Raw genomic sequence first — 22251 nt, forward strand, 5'->3', positions numbered from 1 at the left:
TTGAAGCGCCGTTTGCCTTTGGCGCGAATGCCGTGCAACTGCATGAGATTTTGCACCCGCTCTTTGCCCATTGACACACCGCGTGCCACCAACTCACGCCAGATGCGCGGCCCGCCGTAAGCAGCACGTGTCTCGGCGTTCAGGGCCTTGATATGCACCAGCAGCGCCTCGTCGCTCAGGTGGCGCCTCGGCGCACCGCTGGCACGGCGCACCAGGTGCGCGTGGTAGCCAGCCGCGCTGACCTGCAATACGCGGCACTGCACCGAAACCGGCCAGGAATGCCGGCGTTGCTGAATAAAGGCGTACTTCAAATCAACCCTCTTACGAAGTACGCCGTCGCTTTTCCCAGGATATCGCGCTCCATCTTCACGCGCGCCAGCTCGGCCCTGAGCCGGCTGATTTCCATTTTCTCAGCACTTACAGGCGCTTTGCTGTCCGATCCCGTGAGTTTGCCATGCCGATGGGCCTTGACCCAGTTAAACAGCGTCTGATCGACAATGCCCAGCGTGCGCGCCACCGCCGAGATTCTTTGGCCGACCTCCACCACCCGGACTGCTTCTTGTTTGAATTCGAGCGTGTAGCGCGCCCTTGAGGTTTTCGTCATTTGCGTTTTCCTTGCTTGGATTGAACCACTCGGCAAGGGATGGGTTTTTCAGGGGCAAGATCAAAGTCCGCAAGAACCCTCTTGAACCCCCGTAGGCACGCAGGCACACGAAAAAAAAATCCAACCGGAAGACCGATTGGATTTGATATATGGTGGAGCTGGGGGGATTTGAACCCCCGTCCGCAAGCCTTGTTCGGGCAGATCTACATGTTTAGCGGTCTGATTTGAGTCTTGCCACCTGTATCGCACAGTCGCATGCTATACAAGACGCCAGCACCCTATTTTCTCGCTCCAAGTTAAGGTACCCAACCCAGAGCCAGCCGATAAAATTATCTTTACAGCCTGGAATCTTTAACTTGCGCTAAATGCCCCTTGCCCAGCCCATCGGCCTGCTGTTGTAAAGCTCACAAGCAATTAAGCTGCGAGTGCGAAACGTTCGTCGTTTGCAGTTAGTTTTTTTGAATCAGTTTTACGAGCACACTCAGCTCGACATGCACCACGCCGCGTCCGAACCCACGTCGAAACCAATGCAGCCCCAAGTTTCCTATCTTAAATCATTTTTAATAAATTTAAAAGTTCTAAAGGCTTGGTGATCGTGTAATCAGCATTCCAGCTTTCCGTATCGCTTACGTTTCCCAAATAACCATAAGCAGCAGCTACTGTCGGCATGCCAGCCGCGCGCCCTGCGATGATGTCGCGCTTATCATCACCGACGTAAACGCAACGGTTAGGGGGCAAGGAAAGTTGGCGTGCCGCTTCTAGCAAGGGGGCGGGATGCGGCTTTGAATGAGGAGTTGTATCACCACTGATGATTGTCTGAGCTGTCGTGAAAAGTGACATTGCCCCAGTCAATGGAAGTGTAAATCGGGCTGCCTTATTGGTAACTACACCCCATTTAAATCCAGAATTACAAATCTGATCGATCAGTTCGGCTACTCCATCAAATGCATAAGTATTTTTTACCAGTCGAACTTCATAGTTCGACAAGAACTCTTCTTTCAAAGCCTCGAATGCTGAATCTTGAGGAGTCAATCCAAAAGCTATGGCGATCATTCCTCTAGCGCCAGCACCTGCCATTGGGCGGTACAGCGATAGAGGAAGGGACTCCAAGGATCTATCGGTACGCATTTTGTCAGCTGCTGCACCCAAGTCCGGAGCGCTATCGATCAGCGTACCGTCCAAATCAAACAATATTGCATTTATGTTGTTTATCATGACACTGTCCGCTTGCCTTCAGCATGACTTAATTCATGCTGAGGTTTTTGCGTAGCCACAAGATAATTAACACTGGTATTGGCGCTCAACCAATAACGGCGCGTCAATGGGTTGTATTCAAGGCCTTTAGTCTGCACGAAATCAAGATCAGCGGCACGATAATAGCGGGCAAGATCGCTGGGCTTGATTAACTTCGAATATTCATGCGTGCCACGAGGCAGCATATTAAGCACGTATTCTGCGCCGACTATTGCAAAGAGAAAGGCTTTGGCATTTCGATTAATGGTCGAAAAAAACACGTAACCAGTCGGTTTGACCAAAGCTGCACAGGCTTTTACTACTGCTGCTGGATCAGGTACATGCTCAAGCATTTCCATGCAGGTGACTACATCGAAAGTGCCTGGCTGCTCTGCCGCAAGTGCTTCGGCACTGACTTCTCGGTACTCGACGCCGTGGGTCTGAGCCTCAAGCGCGTGAAGTTGAGCTACTTTCAATGCCTTGCTTGCCAAGTCAATTCCAAGCACACTGGCGCCTTTGCGTGCCATTGAATCTGCCAGAATCCCGCCACCGCAACCCACATCTAATACACGCAGACCATTCAAAGGAACAAGACTTGCAATCCAGTCAAGCCTCAAAGGATTGATTTCGTGTAGTGGACGAAACTCACTTTCTTTGTCCCACCAGCGGTGGGCAAGGTCTGAAAATTTAGCCAATTCGGCTGGATCGAAATTTTTGGTTATAGGCATTGAACCATTATCGTTGAGACATAAAAAAACCGCGCTGACGCGCGGTTTTTTGGGTGATCCAAAAAGGATTATTTGTTTGCGCGGGTACCAACGACTTCGATTTCTACGCGACGATTCTTTGCGCGGCCTTCAGCGGTTTTGTTGTCAGCCACGGGCTGCTTCTCGCCTTTACCTTCGGTGTAAACGCGGTTCTTCTCAATTCCCTTGGACACCAGATAAGCTTTGACAGCTTCTGAGCGGCGAACCGACAGTTTCTGGTTGTATGAGTCGCTGCCAACAGAGTCGGTATGACCGACAGCAATGATGACTTCAAGGTTGATGTCCTTGATCTTGCCGATCAGATCATCCAGCTTTTCCTTGCCTGCAGGCTTGATCACCGACTTGTCAAAGTCAAAGAAAGCATCGGCAGCGTATGTGACCTTGGTAGCAGCAGGCGGAGCGACAGGAACAACAGCAGCAGGAGCAGCTACAGGAGGAGCAACAACCACAGGGGCAGGCGCTACGACAGGAACAATAGCACCATCGCAACCTGGAGCAGCAGTTGCTGGGGTCCAGAAGTTGTCACGCCAGCACAGTTCGTTGGTGCCGTTTTTCCAGACCAATTCGTTGTTGCCGTTTTTCCAGTTGTCGATTGTTTGCGCACCAGCGGCGGTAACAAGCGCTGCGGAAGCAAACAACATTGCCACTTTGTTGAGTTTGTTCATGATTCTCCTCTAGAGAAAAGCCGCAGACTTGCTGCGATTATTAAGATTACACGCCCCAAGTGACCATCACCTGAGGAGTTGGATTGATTGTGCCACACACATTCTGGCCTTCAAGCCCGCTGTAGCCTTCGTCTGACACAGAACCGCGTTTCTTCTAAATATGTTGCAGACCTGCCACAAACCAGCCGTTTTAAACTGGCGCCTTAAAATCAAAGTACTTTTCTTTCTAATCTCGACACTTCATAAACCAGGCCTTTAATGACACAGTTCGCAAAAGAAACCCTGCCCATCAGTCTAGAAGAGGAAATGCGAAGAAGCTACCTCGACTATGCGATGAGCGTTATCGTGGGTCGGGCACTGCCTGACGCTCGTGATGGACTCAAACCAGTACACCGGCGCGTGCTGTTCGCCATGCATGAGTTGAACAATGACTGGAACCGGCCGTACAAGAAGTCCGCTCGCATTGTTGGCGACGTCATTGGCAAGTACCACCCACACGGTGATCAGTCGGTTTATGACACCATTGTCCGCATGGCTCAGGACTTTTCACTGCGCCATTTGTTGGTGGATGGACAAGGCAATTTCGGCTCGGTCGACGGCGACAGCGCTGCCGCGATGCGTTACACGGAAATCCGGCTGTCCAAGATCGCACACGAACTACTGGCTGATCTGGACAAGGAAACGGTTGATTTCGGCCCTAACTATGACGGCAGCGAGCAGGAACCCCTGGTCATGCCGACACGCCTGCCCAATCTGTTGGTCAATGGCTCCGGAGGCATTGCCGTGGGCATGGCAACCAATATTCCGCCGCACAACCTGAATGAAGTGGTGGACGCTTGCCTTCATTTGCTAAAACATCCGCAAGCGTCCATTGATGAGCTGATGGAAATCATTCCTGCACCGGACTTCCCAACCGGCGGAATCATTTATGGCATCAATGGCGTCAAGGATGGCTACCGCACAGGGCGTGGCAGAGTTGTGATGCGTGCGAAATGCCACTTCGAAGACATTGACAAAGGGCAGCGTCAGTCCATCATCGTCGATGAACTGCCTTATCAGGTCAATAAAAAGACGCTCCAGGAGCGCATGGCCGAATTGGTTCACGAGAAGAAAATTGAGGGAATCAGCCACATCCAGGACGAAAGCGACAAGTCTGGGATGCGTCTGGTCATTGATCTCAAGCGCGGCGAAGTGCCTGAAGTGGTTCTGAACAATTTGTACAAGCAAACGCAGTTGCAGGATACTTTCGGCATCAACATGGTGGCATTGATAAATGGCCAACCCAAACTGTGCAACCTGAAAGACCTGATTCAGGTCTTCATCTCACACCGCCGCGAAGTCGTGACACGCCGTACCGTGTTCACACTGCGCAAGGCACGCGACCGTGGTCACGTACTGGAAGGCTTGGCCATCGCACTGGCCAATATCGACGAGTTCATTGCCATCATTCGCAATGCGCCGACGCCGCCCGTGGCGAAAGCAGAACTGATGACCCGGACTTGGGACAGCAGCTTGGTACGTGAAATGCTGACTCGTGCGCGGATCGATGGCGGGATCGTCAATGCAGACGATTACCGTCCTGACGGACTTGAAGAGTCATTTGGCATGGGGAGTGACGGTCTCTACCGTCTGTCAGAAACCCAAACGCAGGAAATTCTGCAGATGCGGCTTCAGCGACTGACGGGTCTGGAGCAAGACAAGATAGTTGCTGAATACAAGGAGGTCATGGCCGAGATTGACGACCTGCTCGATATCCTGGCCAGGCCGGAGCGGGTTTCCACCATCATTGGCGAAGAACTGGGCGCCATCAAGCTGGAATTTGGTCAGACCAAGCTAGGCGCGCGGCGCAGCCATATCGAGCACAGTTCGTTTGACCTGAGCACAGAAGACCTGATCACCCCGACAGACATGGTGGTCACACTGTCGCATACGGGCTATATCAAGAGTCAGCCCCTCTCGGAATACCGGGCCCAAAAGCGTGGCGGTCGTGGAAAACTGGCCACCGCAACCAAGGAAGACGACTGGGTTGACCAGTTGTTCATTGCCAATACCCATGATTACATCCTTTGCTTTTCAGACAGGGGCCGGCTTTACTGGCTAAAGGTATGGGAAGTACCAGCGGGATCGCGCGGCTCGCGTGGCCGGCCGATTGTCAACATGTTCCCGCTACAGGAAGGTGAAAAAATTACCGTCGTGCTGGCACTGACAGGGGAAAAACGCAGCTTTCCTGCTGACCAGTATGTTTTTATGTCCACATCCATGGGAACGGTCAAAAAAACGCCGTTGGATGACTTCAGCAACCCGCGCAAGGGCGGCATCATTGCAGTGGCGCTGGACGAAGGTGACTATTTGATCGGCGCTGCCCTGACAGATGGAAAGCACGACGTGATGCTGTTCAGCGACGGCGGCAAAGCGGTTCGATTTGATGAAAATGATGTCCGCCCGATGGGCCGCAATGCACGAGGTGTCCGGGGAATGAATCTGGAAGAGGGTCAGCGGGTCATTGCCATGCTGGTTGCAGAGGATGGCGAACAAAGTGTGCTGACAGCCACCCAAAACGGTTTTGGCAAGCGCACCTCCATTACCGAATACACCCGTCATGGCCGCGGCACCAAGGGCATGATTGCCATTCAGCAAAGCGAACGCAACGGCAGGGTCGTTGCTGCAACACTGGTTCACGCAGACGATGAAATCATGCTGATCACCGACAGGGGTGTATTGGTGCGCACCCGCGTCAGCGAGATTCGTGAAATGGGACGCGCAACCCAGGGTGTTACGCTGATAGGCTTGGATGAAGGCTCCCAACTCAGCGGCCTCCAGCGCATTGTCGAAAATGATGCGGCGCTGGAAGAGACAGACGAAAACCTTGATACCGATACTGAAAACGACGCAGGCAGCGATGCCGTCAACCCGGAACAAAACTGATGAAAAAACTTATCACTACGCTGGCGTTTGCAAGCCTTGCCCTTGGCACGGGCCTGCATGCTCAAACCATTGATGCCAAGACCGAATTGGCAGCCAAGGTCGTTAAGCTTCAGCAAGGGCCGGAACTTGACCGTCTGATCGCCCAACTGGCAGGCAGTACTACGCAGGAACTGATCGCCAGCTGGGGGCCCCGGCTGGAAACGAATGTGACCAAGGCCAACCAGCAAAAAGCGTCGGAAGCACTGAATGCCGAACTCAAGAAGTATTCTGACGATGCCAACCAGCTTATTTCCAAGCAGGTCAGCAAAGTCAGCACCGATGTTCTGGTGCCTGCCTATGCCGAGCGTTTTACGCTAGAGGAACTGCAGCAGATCGCCACCTTCTTCGAATCACCCGCCATCAGGAAATATCAGGCCAGTTCACCTGAGCTTGGGAATATGTTCGTTCAGAAACTTGTTGATGCCTCACGGTCAGATGTGCTGGCTCGGGCCAAGCAATTTGATGCAGCAGCGCTGAAAATTGTCGGTGGACCTGCCGCAGCACCCAAGGCCAGCCCGCCTGCCAAGAAATGACGCGGCCCTTCAACTTCTCGGCGGGCCCTGCCAATTTGCCAGAAGCTGTGTTGAAGCAGGCAGCCGCCGAGATGCTCGACTGGCATGGCAGCGGCATGAGCGTGATGGAAATGAGTCATCGAGGCAAGGAATTCATTTCGATTTACGAAAACGCTGAAGCAGATTTCCGCGAACTGATGGTTGTTCCCAAAAATTTCAAAATACTTTTCATGCAGGGCGGGGGACTGGCAGAAAACGCCATCGTCCCGTTGAACCTGTCGCGCGGTGGTTCAGCTGATTTTGTTGTTACGGGTAGCTGGAGCGACAAGTCACAAAAGGAAGCGCGCAAATATTGCGATGTCCAGGTTTCTGCCACAACGGAAAGCAGCGCCTTTACCAGCCTGCCGCCGCTGGATACCTGGCAGTTGCGCCGCGATGCCAGTTATGTGCACATCTGCACCAACGAAACCATCCATGGGGTCGAGTTTCAGGAGTTGCCAGATCTGAGGGCACTGGGAAGCGACGCACCTTTGGTGATTGATTTTTCATCGCATGTGGCCTCTCGGCCCGTTGACTGGTCCAGGGTTGGCCTCGCTTTTGGCGGCGCGCAAAAGAATCTGGGACCTGCCGGCGTGACCTTGGTGGTGGTGCGCGAAGACTTGTTGGGCCATGCCCTTTCTGTTTGTCCAAGTGCCTTTAATTACAAGACTGTGGCGGACAACGAGTCGATGTACAACACCCCGCCAACCTATGCGATCTATATTGCAGGATTGACCTTTCAGTGGCTGAAACAGCAAAGGGAAGGCAAGGCAACGGGCATCAAAGCCATTGAAAAGCACAATGCGGCCAAGGCGCAACTGCTGTATGACGCCATTGACAGTTCCCAGCTGTACTTCAACAAGGTCAGCAAGGACTGTCGCTCGAGGATGAACGTGCCGTTCTTTTTGCGCGACGAGTCACGCAATGATGCCTTTCTGGCGGGTGCAAAAGCACGTGACCTGCTGCAACTGAAAGGCCATAAATCCGTAGGCGGCATGCGCGCGAGTATCTATAACGCCATGCCATTGGCAGGTGTTCAGGCACTGGTGAATTATCTCCAAGAATTCGAACAAAAACACGCCTGACATGACTGCAAACCTTGCTGATTTGCGCGTCCAGATCGACGCACTCGACAAACAACTGCTGACCCTTCTGAACCAACGCGCACTGGTTGCGGAACAGGTCGGAGAAGTCAAAAAGCGCGAAGGGACCCCTTTTTTCAGGCCTGACCGGGTTGCACAGGTCATCGAAAAGATCCAGCAGACCAACCAGGGTCCGCTTAAAAATGAGCATGTTGCCGCCGTTTGGCGGGAAATCATGTCGGCCTGCCTGGCGCTTGAGTCACCGGTGCGGGTGGCCTACCTGGGGCCTGTTGGAACCTTCAGTGAAGAAGCAGCCGTGCAATTTTTCGGCTCCAGCATTGAACACGTTCCCTGCACCAGTTTTGATGAGGTGTTTAGGGCTGCCACGGCAGGCACGGCTGAATATGGTGTGGTTCCGGTTGAAAACTCTACCGAGGGCGTCGTGTCGCGCTCGCTTGACCTGCTGCTGAACTCGCCGCTGCACATCGTAGGAGAAATCAGTCTGATGGTGCGGCACAACCTGCTGCGCCTTTCAGACTCCCTGGAAGGTATTGAAGTTGTCTTTGCCCACCCGCAGGCCCTGGCCCAATGCCAGGGATGGCTGACCACCCATTTGCCCCATGCAGAACGCCGTGCCGCTTCCAGCAATGCCGAAGGCGCGCGCCTGGCCACCACCCATCCTGCCTGGGCTGGCATTGCCAGCGCCCGCGCCGCCACGCAGTTTTCACTGCACACGGCAGCACATGCCATTCAGGACGACGCCTTCAACCGCACCCGTTTTGCGGTGGTTTGTTTGCCGCAGACGCTTCCGACCCCACCCCCATCGGGCAAAGACTGCACCAGTCTGGTCGTTTCAGTGCCCAACCAGCCGGGCGCTGTGCATGACATCCTGGTGCCTTTGAAAACCCATGGCGTTTCCATGACACGCTTTGAATCTCGGCCCGCCCGCTCGGGTCAGTGGGAATACTATTTTTATATTGACCTGCAGGGGCATAGATCCCAGGCGCATGTGAAAGCAGCGCTGGCTGACTTACAGCAGCTTTGCGCGTTTTACAAAATCCTGGGCACTTACCCCGTCACCGACTGATGCGAAATTTAAAGAAAAGCCGATCCGCGCAATGCTTTCACCCCCTTATCAGGGTCCCGGCATGTTCGAGCAACTAGGCCTCATCGGCTGCGGCCTGATGGGCAGTTCCTTCGCGCTGGCGCTCAAACGTGCCGGTCTGGTCAAGCGCATTGTTGGCTATAGCAAATCCCCCACAACCACCGAACGGGCGCGCCAGATGGGCGTGATCGACGTGCAAGCGCCGTCAGCGCCTATGGCGGTGGCAGGTGCAGATATCGTCTTGCTGGCCATCCCCGTGTCGGCCACGGAAGCCACTTTCAAGGACATTCGCCATCTTATTGAACCCACTACCCTGGTGATGGATGTCGGCTCAACCAAGCGCGACGTGGTGGATGCAGCGCGCCGCGCATTAGGTGAGCAGATTGGTTCCTTTGTTCCCTGCCATCCAATCACCGGCAAGGAAGTCTCCGGAGTCGAACATGCGGACGTGTCCCTCTATGCAGGCAAGCAGGTCATCCTCACGCCGATTGAACAAAGCTCGAGTGCACAAGTGCAAAAGGCAACGGAAGTCTGGACCGCCTTGGGTTGCCAGGTGCTGCGCATGTCACCCGAAGCTCACGACGCAGCATATGCAGCGGTCAGCCACCTTCCGCACCTGATCGCTTTTGCCATGATCAATGGCATCACCTCTCAACCAAATGGCCAAGACTACATGGCGCTTGCGGGACCGGGTTTTCGTGACTTCACCCGCATCGCCGCCAGCGCCCCGGAAATGTGGCGCGACATCCTGCTGGCTAACCGTGAAGAGCTGCTCGTACAGTCCAGAATTTTCCAGCAATCCCTGCAATCGCTTGAACAGCTGATTTCAAGCGGCAACGCAGAAGCACTCGAATCGCTTATCGGCCAAGCCAGTGAAACGCGCGCCAACTGGCGTATTTCCTCGCACAACGTTCCCAAGTAAAGCACTGTTTCATGTACGACACCGAGTTTCTCGATCTTCCGCCGCTGGCGTGTGCCGCTGGCGAAGTTCACCTGCCTGGCTCCAAAAGCATTTCCAACCGCGTCCTGCTGCTGGCCGCATTGAGTCGCGGCCAGACCACAGTTCATGATTTGCTCGCTTCTGACGATACCGCTGTGATGCTCACGGCGCTCAAGCAACTGGGCTGCACCGTAGTGCAACACGGCCAGAGCGCTGTGATCGGCGGACTTGGCGGCCAGCTTATCGAGCGCAAAGCCGTGCTGTTCATGGGCAATGCGGGCACGGCCATGCGTCCACTGACAGCCGCACTGGCGCTGCTCGGTGGCGAGTTTGAGCTGTCGGGTGTGCCGCGCATGCACGAACGGCCTATTGGCGATTTGGTCGATGCCCTCAGGCAACTGGGATGCGTCATCGAGTACGTGGGGAACGAGGGTTTTCCCCCTTTGAGGCTAAGTCAAGGGGTATTGAAGCTCGACCAGACGATTCGCGTTCGGGGAGACGTTTCCAGCCAGTTTCTCACCGCGCTTTTGATGGCCTTGCCGCTGGTGGCCAGGCAAGCCATCTGCATCGAAGTTACGGGGGAATTGATTTCGAGGCCTTACATCGAGATCACGCTCAACCTGCTCAAACGCTTCGGCATTCAGGTCAAGCGCGAAGGCTGGCAGCGTTTCACGATTCCGGCCGGTAGCGTTTACCAGTCGCCCGGTGAGATCCATGTAGAAGCTGACGCCTCATCCGCTAGTTATTTCATAGCACTTGGTGCAATAGCAGCAAGCGAAAATGGTCAAAATGGCTTAAAAATCTTGGGAGTAGGCGCCGATTCCATTCAAGGCGATATACGGTTTATCGAGGCGGCGCGTGTGATGGGCGCCCGAATCGACAGCACAGCCAATTCGCTGCACGTGTCGCGTGGTGCATGGCCGCTCAAGTCAGTGGATATGGACTGCAACCATATGCCGGACGCCGCCATGACGCTTGCAGTGATGGCACTGTATGCTGAAGGAACTACGGTTTTACGCAACATTGGCAGCTGGCGCGTCAAAGAAACCGACCGCATCGCCGCCATGGCCTGCGAATTGCAAAAGCTTGGCGCCACCATTGAAGAAGGTGCAGATTATTTGAAAATCACCCCGCCCGGGAAGGCCGGCGCCTGGAATCCTGCGGTGATTCATACCTACGACGATCACCGAATCGCCATGTGTTTTTCACTCGCGGCCTTCAACCCAGCCAAACTGCCGGTCCGGATTCTGGACCCCAAGTGCGTTGCCAAGACTTTTCCAGACTACTTTGAAACACTGTTCTCGGTCACTGAAGCGCAAGACGACCAGATTCCCGTGATTTGCCTGGACGGACCCACAGCCTCCGGAAAAGGAACGCTGGCAGCGCTGACAGCGCATCACTTGGGCTATCACTACCTGGATTCTGGCGCGCTGTACCGCCTGAGCGCTTTCGCAGCATTGCGTGCCGGCCTGTCACTCGATGACGGCGACGCAATTGCGCAAATCGCCCGCGCCTTGCCGGTGCGGTTCAAGGGCGACCGCATTTTTCTGACCAACGGTGATGCCGAGGAAGACGTTTCAGAAGAAATTCGTACCGAAGTCGCCGGCATGGCCGCTTCCCGGGTTTCTGCCTATCCGCAGGTTCGAGATGCCCTGCTGGACTTGCAGCGCAGTTTCCGGCAACTGCCCGGCCTGGTGGCTGACGGCAGAGACATGGGCACGGTCGTGTTCCCCAAGGCACCGTTAAAGATTTACCTGACTGCCAGCGCCTTGCATCGCGCCGAACGGCGGTACAAGCAATTGATTTCAAAAGGAAACACGATTACAATCGCCGCCATTCAGCAGGATTTGGAAGCGCGCGACCAACGGGATATGTCCCGCAAAGCCGCACCGCTAAGACCTGCTGATAATGCCCTGCTGCTGGACAATTCCGACCTGACGATTGAACAATCGCTGGACTTGGTCATGGACTGGTGGCAAGGCACCCGGCCCTTCTAACCCTCGACGCACACCCTTCATGGGCAGCAAGGGTTCGCAGGAAAATCTAAAGCAACCTGCGGTCCAACCTGTCGTTTGACCGCGAAACCTCACCAAACCGCCGCAAGCAGTCATAAAAACAATAGCAATTTCGCTGTTGGAAACCTGTTGTGTGGATTAGGAAATTCATGTCTGAATCTTTTGCCGACCTGTTTAACGAATCACTCGAACGCTCTGAAATGCGTGCTGGTGAAGTCATCACCGCTGAAGTAGTGCGCATCGATCACAACCACGTGGTTGTGAACGCTGGCCTCAAGTCAGAGGCTTACATTCCTCTCGAAGAATTCAAGAACGACCAGGGCGAAGTTGAAGTCCAGGTCGGCGACTTTGTGTCAGTTGCCATCGACTCCGTCGAAAACGGCTACGGCGACACCCTGCTCTCGCGCGACAAGGCCAAACGCCTGGCATCGTGGATGAGCCTGGAAAAAGCTCTGGAATCCGGCGAATTCGTCACTGGCCAGACCAGCGGCAAAGTCAAGGGCGGCCTGACTGTTCTGGTCAACGGCATCCGCGCCTTCCTGCCTGGCTCGCTGATCGATACCCGCCCTATCAAGGACTTGTCTCCGTATGAGAACAAGACCATGGAATTCAAGGTCATCAAGCTCGACCGCAAACGCAACAACGTCGTGCTGTCACGCCGAGCCGTGGTCGAAGCCAGCATGGGCGAAGAACGCGCCAAGCTGATGGAAACCCTGAAAGAAGGTTCTGCTGTCAAGGGCATCGTTAAGAACATCACCGAATACGGTGCGTTCGTTGACCTGGGCGGCATTGACGGCTTGCTGCACATCACCGACATGGCATGGCGCCGCGTGCGTCACCCGAGCGAAGTGGTGACAGCTGGACAGGAAATCGTTGCCAAGATCCTGAAGTTTGACACCGAGAAAAACCGCGTGTCCCTGGGTCTGAAGCAAATGGGCGACGACCCATGGATGGGCGTGAACCGCCGCTACCCGCAAAGCACTCGCCTGTTCGGCAAGATCACCAACATTGCCGACTACGGCGCATTTGTCGAACTCGAGCCAGGCATCGAAGGCTTGGTCCACGTGTCAGAGATGGACTGGACGAACAAGAACGTCGCGCCAAGCAAGCTTGTTGCCTTGGGCGACGAAGTCGAAGTCATGGTTCTGGAAATCGACGAAGACAAGCGCCGTATCAGCTTGGGCATGAAGCAGTGCAAGGCCAACCCATGGCAAGAATTCGCCGTGGAAACCAAGCGCGGCGACCGCGTCAAGGGCCCGATCAAGTCGATCACCGACTTCGGTGTATTCGTGGGCCTTGCTGCCGGCATCGACGGCTTGGTGCACCTGTCTGACCTCTCGTGGAACGAGCCCGGCGAAGCCGCTGTTCGCAACTACAAAAAGGGCCAGGAAGTCGAAGCCATCGTGCTGGCTGTCGATGTGGACCGCGAGCGTATCTCCCTGGGCATCAAGCAACTTGATTCCGACCCGTTCACCACCTTCGTGTCGATCAACGACAAGGGCGCGATCGTGACCGGCAAGGTCAAGACCGTTGATGCCAAGGGCGCAGAAATCGATCTGGGCGAAGACATCATTGGCTACCTGCGCGCCAGCGAAATCAGCCGTGACCGCGTTGAAGATGCGCGCAATGTGCTGAAAGAAGGCGACGAAGTGTCTGCAGTTGTGGTGAACGTGGATCGCAAGACCCGCAACATCCAGCTGTCGGTCAAGGCCAAGGACAACGCCGACCAGCAAGAAGCCATGGCTTCCCTGAGCCAGCAGTCGTCGCGCGAAAGCGCCGGCCTGACCAGCCTGGGCGCCCTGCTGCGCGCCAAGCTGGACAACAGCGAGTCCAAGTAATCTTGCGGGACAGTCCACATGACGCGGCTTGCCGCCCATGTGCTCTGTCCCAACCAGATAATTCCGGATGACCCGAAGCGATTTAGTCGAAGAACTGGCAGCCCGATTCAGCCAGCTGACGCACCGTGATGCCGAACTGGCCACCAAGACACTTCTTGATGCGATGGCTGACACCTTGGTGCGTGGCAACCGGATTGAAATCAGGGGTTTTGGCAGTTTTTCCATCAACCGGCGCCCTCCCCGCATGGGACGCAATCCTCGATCCGGAGAAAGTGTGGCAATTCCCGAAAAACGGGTGACGCACTTCAAACCTGGCAAGGCCTTGCGTGAATCGGTCGATGCCCGAACGGAAGAATTGCTGAAGGTTCCGCCGCCAAGTTGATTCTTGGCGCTTTCTCGCTCGATCGGCTGGCTACAATTGCCAGACCACTCCGGGGATTGCCAGTGAAATACCTGATGTGGCTGCTCAAGGCAGCCATTTTTTTTACGCTTTTTGCTTTTGCGCTGAACAACCAGCAAACGGTTGCAGTGCATTTCTTTTTCGGCACCTTGTGGCAAGCGCCCTTGGTGCTCGTGGTGCTGGCCACCTTTGCCTGCGGTCTTTCAATGGGTATTCTTGTAATGATGCCGCGCTGGTGGAAAAAAGGCAAAGCTGGTTTGCCTCCTGCGTCGGTTGCGTTGCCTACTGAAACTCACAACAACCCCGTCCCGATTCAACATGGAATTTGACTTTACCTGGGTTTTGCTCGGATTTCCGATTGCCTTCACGCTGGGCTGGCTCGCATCCCGGTTAGACCTGAGGCAACTGCGCATCGAGAACCGTCAGGCACCCAAGGCCTATTTCAAGGGACTGAACTTTCTGCTCAACGAGCAGCAGGACCAGGCCATAGACGCATTCATTGAAGCCGTTCAGAACGACCCCGACACGTCCGAATTGCATTTCGCCTTGGGCAACCTGTTTCGACGCCGCGGCGAATATGAGCGCGCCGTTCGGGTTCATGAGCATCTGATGTCGCGTGGCGACTTGACCCAGCCCGAACGCGAGCGCGCCCAGCATGCACTGGCGCTGGATTTCCTGAAAGCCGGCCTGCTTGACCGTGCCGAGGCGGCACTTCGCAAGCTGGAAGGCACACCGTTTGAAGAGGAAGCCCGGCTTGCGCTGCTGTCGATCTACGAGCGTTCGCGTGACTGGGCCAACGCCACTGAAATTGCTGCCCGGCTTGGAAATTCCACCCAAGGCAGTTTCAGTACGCGTCAATCGCATTATTTGTGCGAGCAGGCGAATGCGTCCATCGCCACGGGCGATACCGGCGTGGCGCTTGGTCTGCTCTTGCAGGCTGTTGCCATGGCGCCTGCTGCTGCCAGGCCATTGATTGACCTGGCCAAGCTCCAGAGTCAGCTAGGCCAGGGACATGAGGCGTTTCAGACACTGCGCTCGCTCACCATAGTCGCCCCGCAGGTCTTGCCACTGGCTGCGAACCTGCTGGCCAACGTGGCGCAAAGCATCAGTCAGCATCAAACCGCCCTGGCGCTGCTTGAATCCAGCTATGCCCAAGCTCCGTCAATTGACGTGATCGAGGCTATTGTCAAGCTTGAAAAAGACTCCTTGTCCGCCCGGAAATGGTATGTCGCTCACATGGAGAGTGAAATTTCCCTGGTGGCGGCCAGCAAGTGGATTGCAGGAGAAAAACTTGAAGACGAACATCACCACACGCTGGTGCAGCGGGCGATGGACCAGGCTACCAAACCCTTGATGCGCTACCGTTGCGCCGCCTGCGGCTTTGAAGCCACCCAGCATTTCTGGCATTGCCCCGGCTGTCAGGCTTGGGACAGCTACCCTGTGCGCCGCATTGAAGAGTTATAAAGCTGTTGATCTCATAAAAATGAACCCGACCATTACCCCTGAAAAAATTGCATCGGCTCGTGTCCTGGTGGTGGGTGATGCCATGCTGGATCGCTACTGGTACGGTGCTGTAGACCGCATATCGCCCGAAGCGCCCGTGCCTGTCGTGCGCGTGACTCGAACTGAAGAACGGATTGGCGCAGCCGCTAACGTAGCCTACAACATCGTGACATTGGGGGCGCAGGCTTCCCTGTTAACGGTAGTGGGCGAAGACGAAGCAAGTCATACCTTGGAAGACCTGGTGGCGAAAACCGGCATCACGCCCTACTTCGGACGTGATGCAAATCTTAAAACCACCGTTAAATTACGCGTGATCGGGCGTCAGCAGCAATTGCTGCGGCTCGACTTTGAAAACACACCTGAACATGAAGTGCTGGCATCCCAGTCAACCACCTTTAAAACCATTTTCCCTGAGCATCAAGCAGTTTTATTTTCTGATTACGGCAAAGGCGGACTCGCACATATCGTGTCCATGATTTCCCAGGCGCGGGCTGCCGGCAAGGTGGTGTTGGTAGACCCCAAAGGTTCGGATTTCGAACGTTACAGAAATGCCAGCATCATCACGCCCAACCGCGCGGAACTGGAACAGGTCATTGGTCCTTGGAGCAGTGAAACCGAATTGCGTACCAAGACCCAGAATTTGCGTTCGGCGCTAAACCTTCAGGCCTTGCTAGTCACCCGCAGTGAGGAAGGCATGACCCTGTTTGATGCGCAGGGCGAACTGCATGTCCCCACGGTGGCCCGAGAAGTGTTTGACGTCACCGGTGCCGGGGATACCGTGATTGCCACGCTGGCCACCATGACAGCGGCTGGCCTGAGCCTGCGTGACGCCGTACCCATTGCCAACCGTGCTGCAGGCATCGTGGTGGGGAAATTCGGCACGGCGACTGTTAATCACAGCGAGCTTTTTGCCGTTAGCTGAGCGCTGCGGCTCCCTGAACATCCTAGGAAATTTCATGAAAATCGTAGTCACCGGCGCTGCCGGTTTCATAGGCAGCAATCTGGTCAAGGGACTGAATACCCGCGGTATTGATGACATCATTGCAGTGGATGACCTGACGCAGGGTGACAAATTCCGCAACCTTGCCGACCTGAAAATTGCTGACTATATTGATTCTGACGATTTTTACAGCCAGTTTGCTGAAGGTGCCTTCGGACACATCGAGGCAGTGTTTCATGAGGGCGCTTGCAGCGACACCATGGAACTCGACGGCAAATACATGATGGCCAACAACTACACGCTGTCGTGCGAGCTGTTTCGCGCCTGCCAGAGCCAGAACACCCGTTTGCTGTATGCCTCGTCAGCTGCCACGTATGGCGGCTCGGATACCTTTAGCGAGTCTCCGGAATTTGAGCAACCGCTGAATGTCTACGGCTACTCCAAGCTGCTGTTTGACCAGCATCTTCGACGCGAGCTCGGCAACACTTTTGAAAATGCGCAAACGCAGGTTGCAGGTTTTCGCTATTTCAATGTCTATGGCCCACGCGAGCAACACAAAGGCCGGATGGCCAGCGTGGCTTTTCACCAGTACAACCAGTTCCAGGCGGAGGGCAAAGTCAAACTGTTTGGCGACTACGGCGGCTACGGACCGGGTGGGCAAATGCGCGATTTTGTCTTCATTGACGATGTCGTGGACGTGAATCTCTGGTTTTTCGATCATCCTCAACATTCCGGCATTTTCAATCTCGGGACAGGCCGCGCCCAACCCTTCAATGATGTCGCGACTGCCGTCGTCAACACCTTGCGCCAAGCCCAGAATGCGGATCCATTGAGTCTTGAAGAGGCCGTGCGCGGGGGCATGATCGATTACATTGGTTTCCCCGAGGCACTCGTCGGCAAGTACCAGAGTTATACGCAGGCCGATTTGAGCGCATTGCGCGCGGCAGGGTGCGAACATGTGTTCGCTGACGTGCAAACCGGGGTTGCTGCTTATATGCAGTGGCTAGGCAATGGTAAAAAATAGCAGCTTTTTAAATCTCAGAATTATTCGGTCAGGAAATTTTCCGAATCATGTCCACATCACAGACCTTACTGCATTGAAATTGCTTGATTTTCATGCCTCAATGCCTAAGCCTGCGCTTTCAGTTCGAGGGTTTCCAATGCTGAAACAATTCCTGATTTTCTTCATGGCGCTTCCCCTGGCAACAGCTTTTGCCGCGGTTGATGTTAACCAGGCCAGCGAAGCGGAACTCGACGGAATCAAGGGTGTTGGGCCGGCTACCAGCCGGTTGATTGTTGCCGAGCGAAGCAAATCCCAGTTTAAAAACTGGGAAGACTTCAGGGGGCGCATCAAGGGCGTGGGCAGCAAAACTGCAGCGAAGTTTTCTGCCGAAGGCATGACAGTGGGAGGCGCAACTTACGAAGGCGACACGGCTGATGCAAAGACTGTCAAAAAATAGTTCCTTGTTTCCACTTGAAATGGATTTAGAACACATGAGTTCCATCAAAAACCAAGTTCGGTCCCCCATGAAAAAACCCGCTCGAAAGCGGGTTTTTTCATTTGAAAGCCAGGGCCTTCAAGCCATCAACCCATGTGCAAGCCACCATTCAACGAGAAATCAGCGCCCGTGGCGTAACCACCTTCGTCTGATGCAATCCAGGCAATGATGGATGCGATTTCTTCCGGTTGTCCGAGCCGCTTGGCAGGCACGCCGGCCACGATTTTCTCAAGCACTTCAGGGCGGATCGCCTTGACCATGTCGGTGCCGATATAGCCCGGGCTAACCGTGTTGACGGTGACGCCTTTGGACGCTACTTCCTGGGCCAGTGCCATGGTGAAGCCATGCAAGCCGGCTTTGGCGGTGGAATAGTTCACCTGGCCAAACTGGCCCTTCTGGCCATTGACCGACGAAATGTTGATGACACGGCCAAACCCGGCCTCAACCATCCCTTCGATGACTTGCTTGGTCACGTTGAACATGCTGTCAAGGTTTGTCGAGATCACGGCATCCCAGTCGGCCTTGCTCATCTTGCGGAACTGCCCATCGCGGGTGATGCCTGCATTGTTCACAAGCACGCTGACCGGACCATGCTCTGCCTTGACCTTGTCGAACGCGGCCACTGTGGAATCCCAATCCCCCACGTTACCGACTGAAGCGTGGAATGAATAACCCAATGCTTTTTGTTCGTCGATCCATTTGGTGAAGTCTCGCGTGGGGCCGCAACCGGCAATCACGGTATACCCATCCTTGGCGAGTCGCTGGCAAATGGCGGTTCCGATACCACCCATGCCACCGGTTACATACGCTACTTTGTTGCTCATTGTCTTCTCCTGGGATCGTTGGATTTGTTAAAAACTCTTGCTATTACTCTAATAGCTGCTTACGCCCTGCTGGTAAGCGCGAAGCACTGTTTTACCTGATTTTCAGCGTTCCAGTGTGAGGGCAACCCCCATGCCTCCGCCGATACACAGGCTGGCAATGCCTTTTTTGGCATCGCGCCGCACCATCTCGTGCAGCAACGTGACCAGAATGCGGCAGCCGGACGCGCCAATCGGGTGACCAATGGCGATCGCGCCACCATTGACATTCACCTTGCTGGTGTCCCAGCCCATTTCCTGGTTCACAGCACAAGCCTGGGCGGCAAACGCCTCGTTGATTTCCAGCAGGTCCAGATCCTGCACGTTCCAGCCTGCGCGCTGCAGGGCCTTGGTTGAGGCAGGCACGGGCCCCATGCCCATGTAGGCAGGGTCCAGGCCGGCCGTGGCATAGCTGGCAATGCGGGCCAATGGCGTCAGGCCCAGGGCTGCAGCCTTTTTCGCCGTCATGACCATGACCGCCGCAGCGCCGTCGTTCAGACCCGAGGCATTGCCCGCAGTCACGCCGCCCGCCTTGTCAAAGGCCGGGCGCAAGCCTGCCAACCCTTCGGCGCTGGTCTTGCGGTTGAGAAACTCGTCGGACGAAAAAACCACCGGATCACCCTTTTTCTGGGGAATCGAAACGGGGATGATTTCGTCCTTGAACTTTCCCGCATCCTGGGCTGCAGCCGCCTTGGTCTGGCTGGCCAGCGCCAGCGCGTCCTGGGCTTCCCGGCTGATGTTGTACTTCTTGGCAACGTTTTCTGCGGTGATACCCATGTGGTACTGGTTGTACACGTCCCACAAGCCGTCGACGATCATCGTATCGACCAGTTTCCAGTCGCCCATGCGCTGACCGTCGCGTGAACCGTTCAGGACATGCGGCGAGGCGCTCATGTTTTCCTGGCCGCCGGCAATCACGATTTCGCTGTCGCCGGTTGCCACGGCCTGGGCCGCCAGCATGACCGATTTCAGGCCGGAACCACAGACGGCGTTGATGGTCAGGCCTGGAATGCCCTGGGGAAATCCGGCCTTGAGCACGGACTGGCGTGCCGGGTTCTGGCCTGCGCCTGCAGCAAGCACTTGGCCCATGATGACTTCGCCAATCTGTTCAGCATTCAAGCCCGAGCGCTCCAGTACGGCCTTGATCACGGCAGCGCCCAGTTGGGTGGCCGGTATTTTCGCCAGCGAGCCGCCGAATTTTCCGACGGCGGTCCGGCCTGCTGACACGATAACGATATCTTCCATGTTGTCTCCTTTATAAAACCAGGGATGCACCTGGGTGCTGTTGAACTAAACCATTTGAAATAGATAAAACCTGCCAGGCTTGGAAAGCCTGAAATACGGTTTTTGGCTGAATCAGGCCTTGACCTTGACGTAGCGGCCGGGCGCAGGTTCAATGGCTTTGAATTTGCGGCTGCCATAAGTCTTCGGCGCCGCAATCTGCTTGCCGGCGTGGCTCTGCAGCCAGTCGGACCAGTCCGTCCACCAGCTGCCAGCATGCTCGGTGGCATTTTTTTGCCAGTCAACCTGCGAAGCCGGGTATTTGTCGCCCGCCGTGCGGCTGGACGTCAATTGGTCGTTGGTCCAGTAACTGCGCTTCTTTTTGGCGGGCGGATTGATCACGCCCGCAATGTGGCCGGATGCGCCCATGACAAAGCGCTTTTTGCCTGGCAAAACCTGGGTTGACGCATAGGCGCCGCCAATCGGCACGATATGGTCTTCACGCGAGCCATAAAGATAAAACGGCATGTCTAGCTTGCCGAGATCGACCTTTTCGCCGCAAACCACCATTTTCCCGGGCTTGATCAGGTTGTTTTCAAAATACGTATTGCGCAAATACCAGGCATAGAACGGTCCTGGCAGGTTGGTGGAATCGCTGTTCCAGTAGAGCAGGTCAAACGGCGGCGGAGTTTCGCCCTTGAGGTAGTTGCCGACCACATAATTCCAGACCAGGTCATTCGGGCGCAGGAAGCTGAAAGTGGAAGCGAGGTCTTTGCCCTTGAGCAGGCCGCCCTTGCCCATTTCGGCTTCACGGTACTTGACCGACGTTTCGTCAATGAAGATATCCAGGATACCGGTGTCGCTGAAGTCCAGCAACGACGTCAGCAGCGTGACGCTTTCCACCGGTTTGTCGCCACGGGCTGCCAACACCGCCAGCGCCGTGCTCAAAATGGTGCCGCCAACACAGAAACCCAGGGCATTGATGGTGTCGGCACCGGTGATTTCCTTCACCACTTCAATAGCCTTGATGGGTGCGTTCTCGATGTAGTCATCCCAGGTTTTGCCCGCCATGGACTGGTCCGGGTTGCGCCAGCTCATCACGAAGGTCCGGTGACCTTGCGCCGTGGCATAGCGGATCAGGGAGTTTTCAGGCTGCAGGTCCAGGATATAGAACTTGTTGATGCAAGGCGGAACCATCAGGAAGGGTTTTTCATAGACCTTGTCTGTCAGCGGCTTGTATTCGAGCAATTGGAAATACTCGTTTTCGAATACAACGGCACCCTCAGTGGTGGCGACGTTTTTCCCGACTTCGAAGATGCTTTCATCGGTCATCGACACATGGCCCTGCTTCAGGTCGTGAAGCATGTTCGCTATTCCCTTTGCGATGCTTTCGCCCTTGGTGTCAATGGCTTTTTTCTGCGCTTCGGCATTCAGCGCCAGAAAGTTGCTGGGAGCTGAAGCCGCCATCCACTGCTCGACCGCAAAACGCAGTCGCGACTTGGTCTTGGCATCGCTTTCGGCGGCTTCGGCCAGACCCATGAGGGTCGTGGCATTGAGCTGATAAGCAGAGGCAAGGAATTTTGACACCGGACTGGCCTGCCAGGCGGGATCCGAGAAACGCCGGTCGGCTGGTTTGGCTGTTTCGTCCCCTGCACTCAGGCCCATGTTCCAGAGAGCCGATGCGCCGGCGATGTACTGCTGCTGAAGCTCAAGCAGCTTGGAGGGCTCGAACGTGATGGAGGGCTGGGACGGTGCGAGCGACTTAAACACCGACAAGTCCATGGCTGGAAAGCCGGGGGCAGTCCCGGTTCCGAAGGACGACATCGCCTGCTTGATACCTTCTCCAAGGGTCTCCTGCATTTGTTGGGTCGTCATTGTCCAGTTGAGTTCAGAATTCATCAATGTCTCCTCGGTGATGCAGTGTGCTGGCAAACGCCAATTAGTTGCAGCCAGTATCCTATCAATTACTTTTTAGATCCTGACACGAAAGAATGAATTCACTATGTATTTGGTTGTAATCGCGTGGATGTATGTCGTGTTGATGATGAGCGCAGCCGAAGCCGC

The 22251-nt window shown here is 55.3% G+C and carries 19 protein-coding genes, 1 other RNA gene and 1 pseudogene; 13 read left to right on the plus strand and 8 right to left on the minus strand.

Going from position 1 to position 22251, the window contains the following annotated elements; all coding sequences use genetic code 11:
• From IWX87_RS17760 to ompA, 5 genes and pseudogenes are all read right to left on the minus strand, one after another.
• Positions 1-604 (minus strand): annotated as a pseudogene (locus IWX87_RS17760) (transposase); the annotation flags it as partial.
• 150 nt (positions 605-754) lie between these two features.
• Positions 755-1141: a transfer-messenger RNA gene (gene ssrA, locus IWX87_RS17765) on the minus strand.
• Positions 1142-1153: 12 nt separating this feature from the next.
• Positions 1154-1819, minus strand: coding sequence for an HAD family hydrolase (locus IWX87_RS17770; protein ID WP_196864847.1), 666 nt, complete (start codon positions 1817-1819; stop codon positions 1154-1156).
• On the minus strand, positions 1816-2565 hold the full coding sequence (gene ubiG / locus IWX87_RS17775; protein ID WP_196864848.1) for a bifunctional 2-polyprenyl-6-hydroxyphenol methylase/3-demethylubiquinol 3-O-methyltransferase UbiG: 750 nt from the start codon (positions 2563-2565) through the stop codon (positions 1816-1818). The genes IWX87_RS17770 and ubiG overlap by 4 nt, the downstream gene beginning before the upstream one ends.
• Before the next feature lie 68 nt (positions 2566-2633).
• A complete protein-coding gene (ompA, locus tag IWX87_RS17780) occupies positions 2634-3269 on the minus strand; it encodes an outer membrane protein OmpA (protein WP_196864849.1) in 636 nt (211 codons plus the stop codon).
• 258 nt (positions 3270-3527) lie between these two features.
• Here ompA and gyrA point away from each other — a divergent pair, with 258 nt between their 5' ends.
• From gyrA to IWX87_RS17845, 13 genes are all read left to right on the plus strand, one after another.
• Positions 3528-6194, plus strand: coding sequence for a DNA gyrase subunit A (gyrA, locus tag IWX87_RS17785; RefSeq protein WP_196864850.1), 2667 nt, complete (start codon positions 3528-3530; stop codon positions 6192-6194).
• A gap of 86 nt (positions 6195-6280) precedes the next feature.
• Positions 6281-6766 carry a DUF2059 domain-containing protein gene (locus IWX87_RS17790; RefSeq protein ID WP_231374875.1) on the plus strand — a complete coding sequence of 162 codons (486 nt, stop codon included), beginning with the start codon at positions 6281-6283 and terminating at the stop codon, positions 6764-6766.
• Positions 6763-7869 carry a 3-phosphoserine/phosphohydroxythreonine transaminase gene (gene serC / locus IWX87_RS17795; RefSeq protein ID WP_196864852.1) on the plus strand — a complete coding sequence of 369 codons (1107 nt, stop codon included), beginning with the start codon at positions 6763-6765 and terminating at the stop codon, positions 7867-7869. The genes IWX87_RS17790 and serC overlap by 4 nt, the downstream gene beginning before the upstream one ends.
• Before the next feature lies 1 nt (position 7870).
• Positions 7871-8953 (plus strand): prephenate dehydratase, encoded by a 1083-nt coding sequence (gene pheA / locus IWX87_RS17800; RefSeq protein WP_196864853.1) that lies wholly within the window; start codon positions 7871-7873, stop codon positions 8951-8953.
• Positions 8954-9014: 61 nt separating this feature from the next.
• Positions 9015-9893 (plus strand): prephenate dehydrogenase/arogenate dehydrogenase family protein, encoded by an 879-nt coding sequence (locus IWX87_RS17805; RefSeq protein WP_196864885.1) that lies wholly within the window; start codon positions 9015-9017, stop codon positions 9891-9893.
• A gap of 11 nt (positions 9894-9904) precedes the next feature.
• Complete coding sequence (locus IWX87_RS17810; protein WP_196864854.1) at positions 9905-11908, plus strand: bifunctional 3-phosphoshikimate 1-carboxyvinyltransferase/cytidylate kinase; 2004 nt, start codon at positions 9905-9907, stop codon at positions 11906-11908.
• A gap of 167 nt (positions 11909-12075) precedes the next feature.
• On the plus strand, positions 12076-13764 hold the full coding sequence (gene rpsA, locus IWX87_RS17815; protein ID WP_196864855.1) for a 30S ribosomal protein S1: 1689 nt from the start codon (positions 12076-12078) through the stop codon (positions 13762-13764).
• A gap of 67 nt (positions 13765-13831) precedes the next feature.
• The gene (locus tag IWX87_RS17820; protein WP_196864856.1) at positions 13832-14146 is read left to right on the plus strand and encodes an integration host factor subunit beta; all 315 of its coding nucleotides are present in this window, start codon (positions 13832-13834) and stop codon (positions 14144-14146) included.
• A 62-nt stretch (positions 14147-14208) separates the two neighbouring features.
• A complete protein-coding gene (locus IWX87_RS17825) occupies positions 14209-14493 on the plus strand; it encodes a lipopolysaccharide assembly LapA domain-containing protein (RefSeq protein ID WP_196864857.1) in 285 nt (94 codons plus the stop codon).
• Positions 14483-15628 carry a lipopolysaccharide assembly protein LapB gene (lapB, locus tag IWX87_RS17830; RefSeq protein WP_196864858.1) on the plus strand — a complete coding sequence of 382 codons (1146 nt, stop codon included), beginning with the start codon at positions 14483-14485 and terminating at the stop codon, positions 15626-15628. The genes IWX87_RS17825 and lapB overlap by 11 nt, the downstream gene beginning before the upstream one ends.
• Before the next feature lie 19 nt (positions 15629-15647).
• On the plus strand, positions 15648-16589 hold the full coding sequence (rfaE1, locus tag IWX87_RS17835; protein ID WP_196864859.1) for a D-glycero-beta-D-manno-heptose-7-phosphate kinase: 942 nt from the start codon (positions 15648-15650) through the stop codon (positions 16587-16589).
• 34 nt (positions 16590-16623) lie between these two features.
• Positions 16624-17631, plus strand: coding sequence for an ADP-glyceromanno-heptose 6-epimerase (rfaD, locus tag IWX87_RS17840; RefSeq protein ID WP_196864860.1), 1008 nt, complete (start codon positions 16624-16626; stop codon positions 17629-17631).
• 136 nt (positions 17632-17767) lie between these two features.
• Entirely contained in the window at positions 17768-18067 is a 300-nt protein-coding gene (locus IWX87_RS17845; protein WP_196864861.1) for a helix-hairpin-helix domain-containing protein, read from the plus strand.
• 125 nt (positions 18068-18192) lie between these two features.
• Here IWX87_RS17845 and phbB read toward each other — a convergent pair whose 3' ends face one another.
• From phbB to IWX87_RS17860, 3 genes are all read right to left on the minus strand, one after another.
• A complete protein-coding gene (gene phbB / locus IWX87_RS17850; protein WP_196864862.1) occupies positions 18193-18930 on the minus strand; it encodes an acetoacetyl-CoA reductase in 738 nt (245 codons plus the stop codon).
• Between the two features lie 102 nt (positions 18931-19032).
• Positions 19033-20211, minus strand: a complete 1179-nt coding sequence (locus tag IWX87_RS17855; protein ID WP_196864863.1) for an acetyl-CoA C-acetyltransferase — start codon at positions 20209-20211, stop codon at positions 19033-19035.
• Positions 20212-20322: 111 nt separating this feature from the next.
• Complete coding sequence (locus IWX87_RS17860; RefSeq protein WP_196864864.1) at positions 20323-22086, minus strand: alpha/beta hydrolase; 1764 nt, start codon at positions 22084-22086, stop codon at positions 20323-20325.
• Between the last annotated feature and the right edge of the window lie 165 nt (positions 22087-22251).

The sequence above is a fragment of the Polaromonas sp. CG_9.7 genome (assembly GCF_015752205.1).
Lineage (GTDB): Bacteria > Pseudomonadota > Gammaproteobacteria > Burkholderiales > Burkholderiaceae_C > Polaromonas.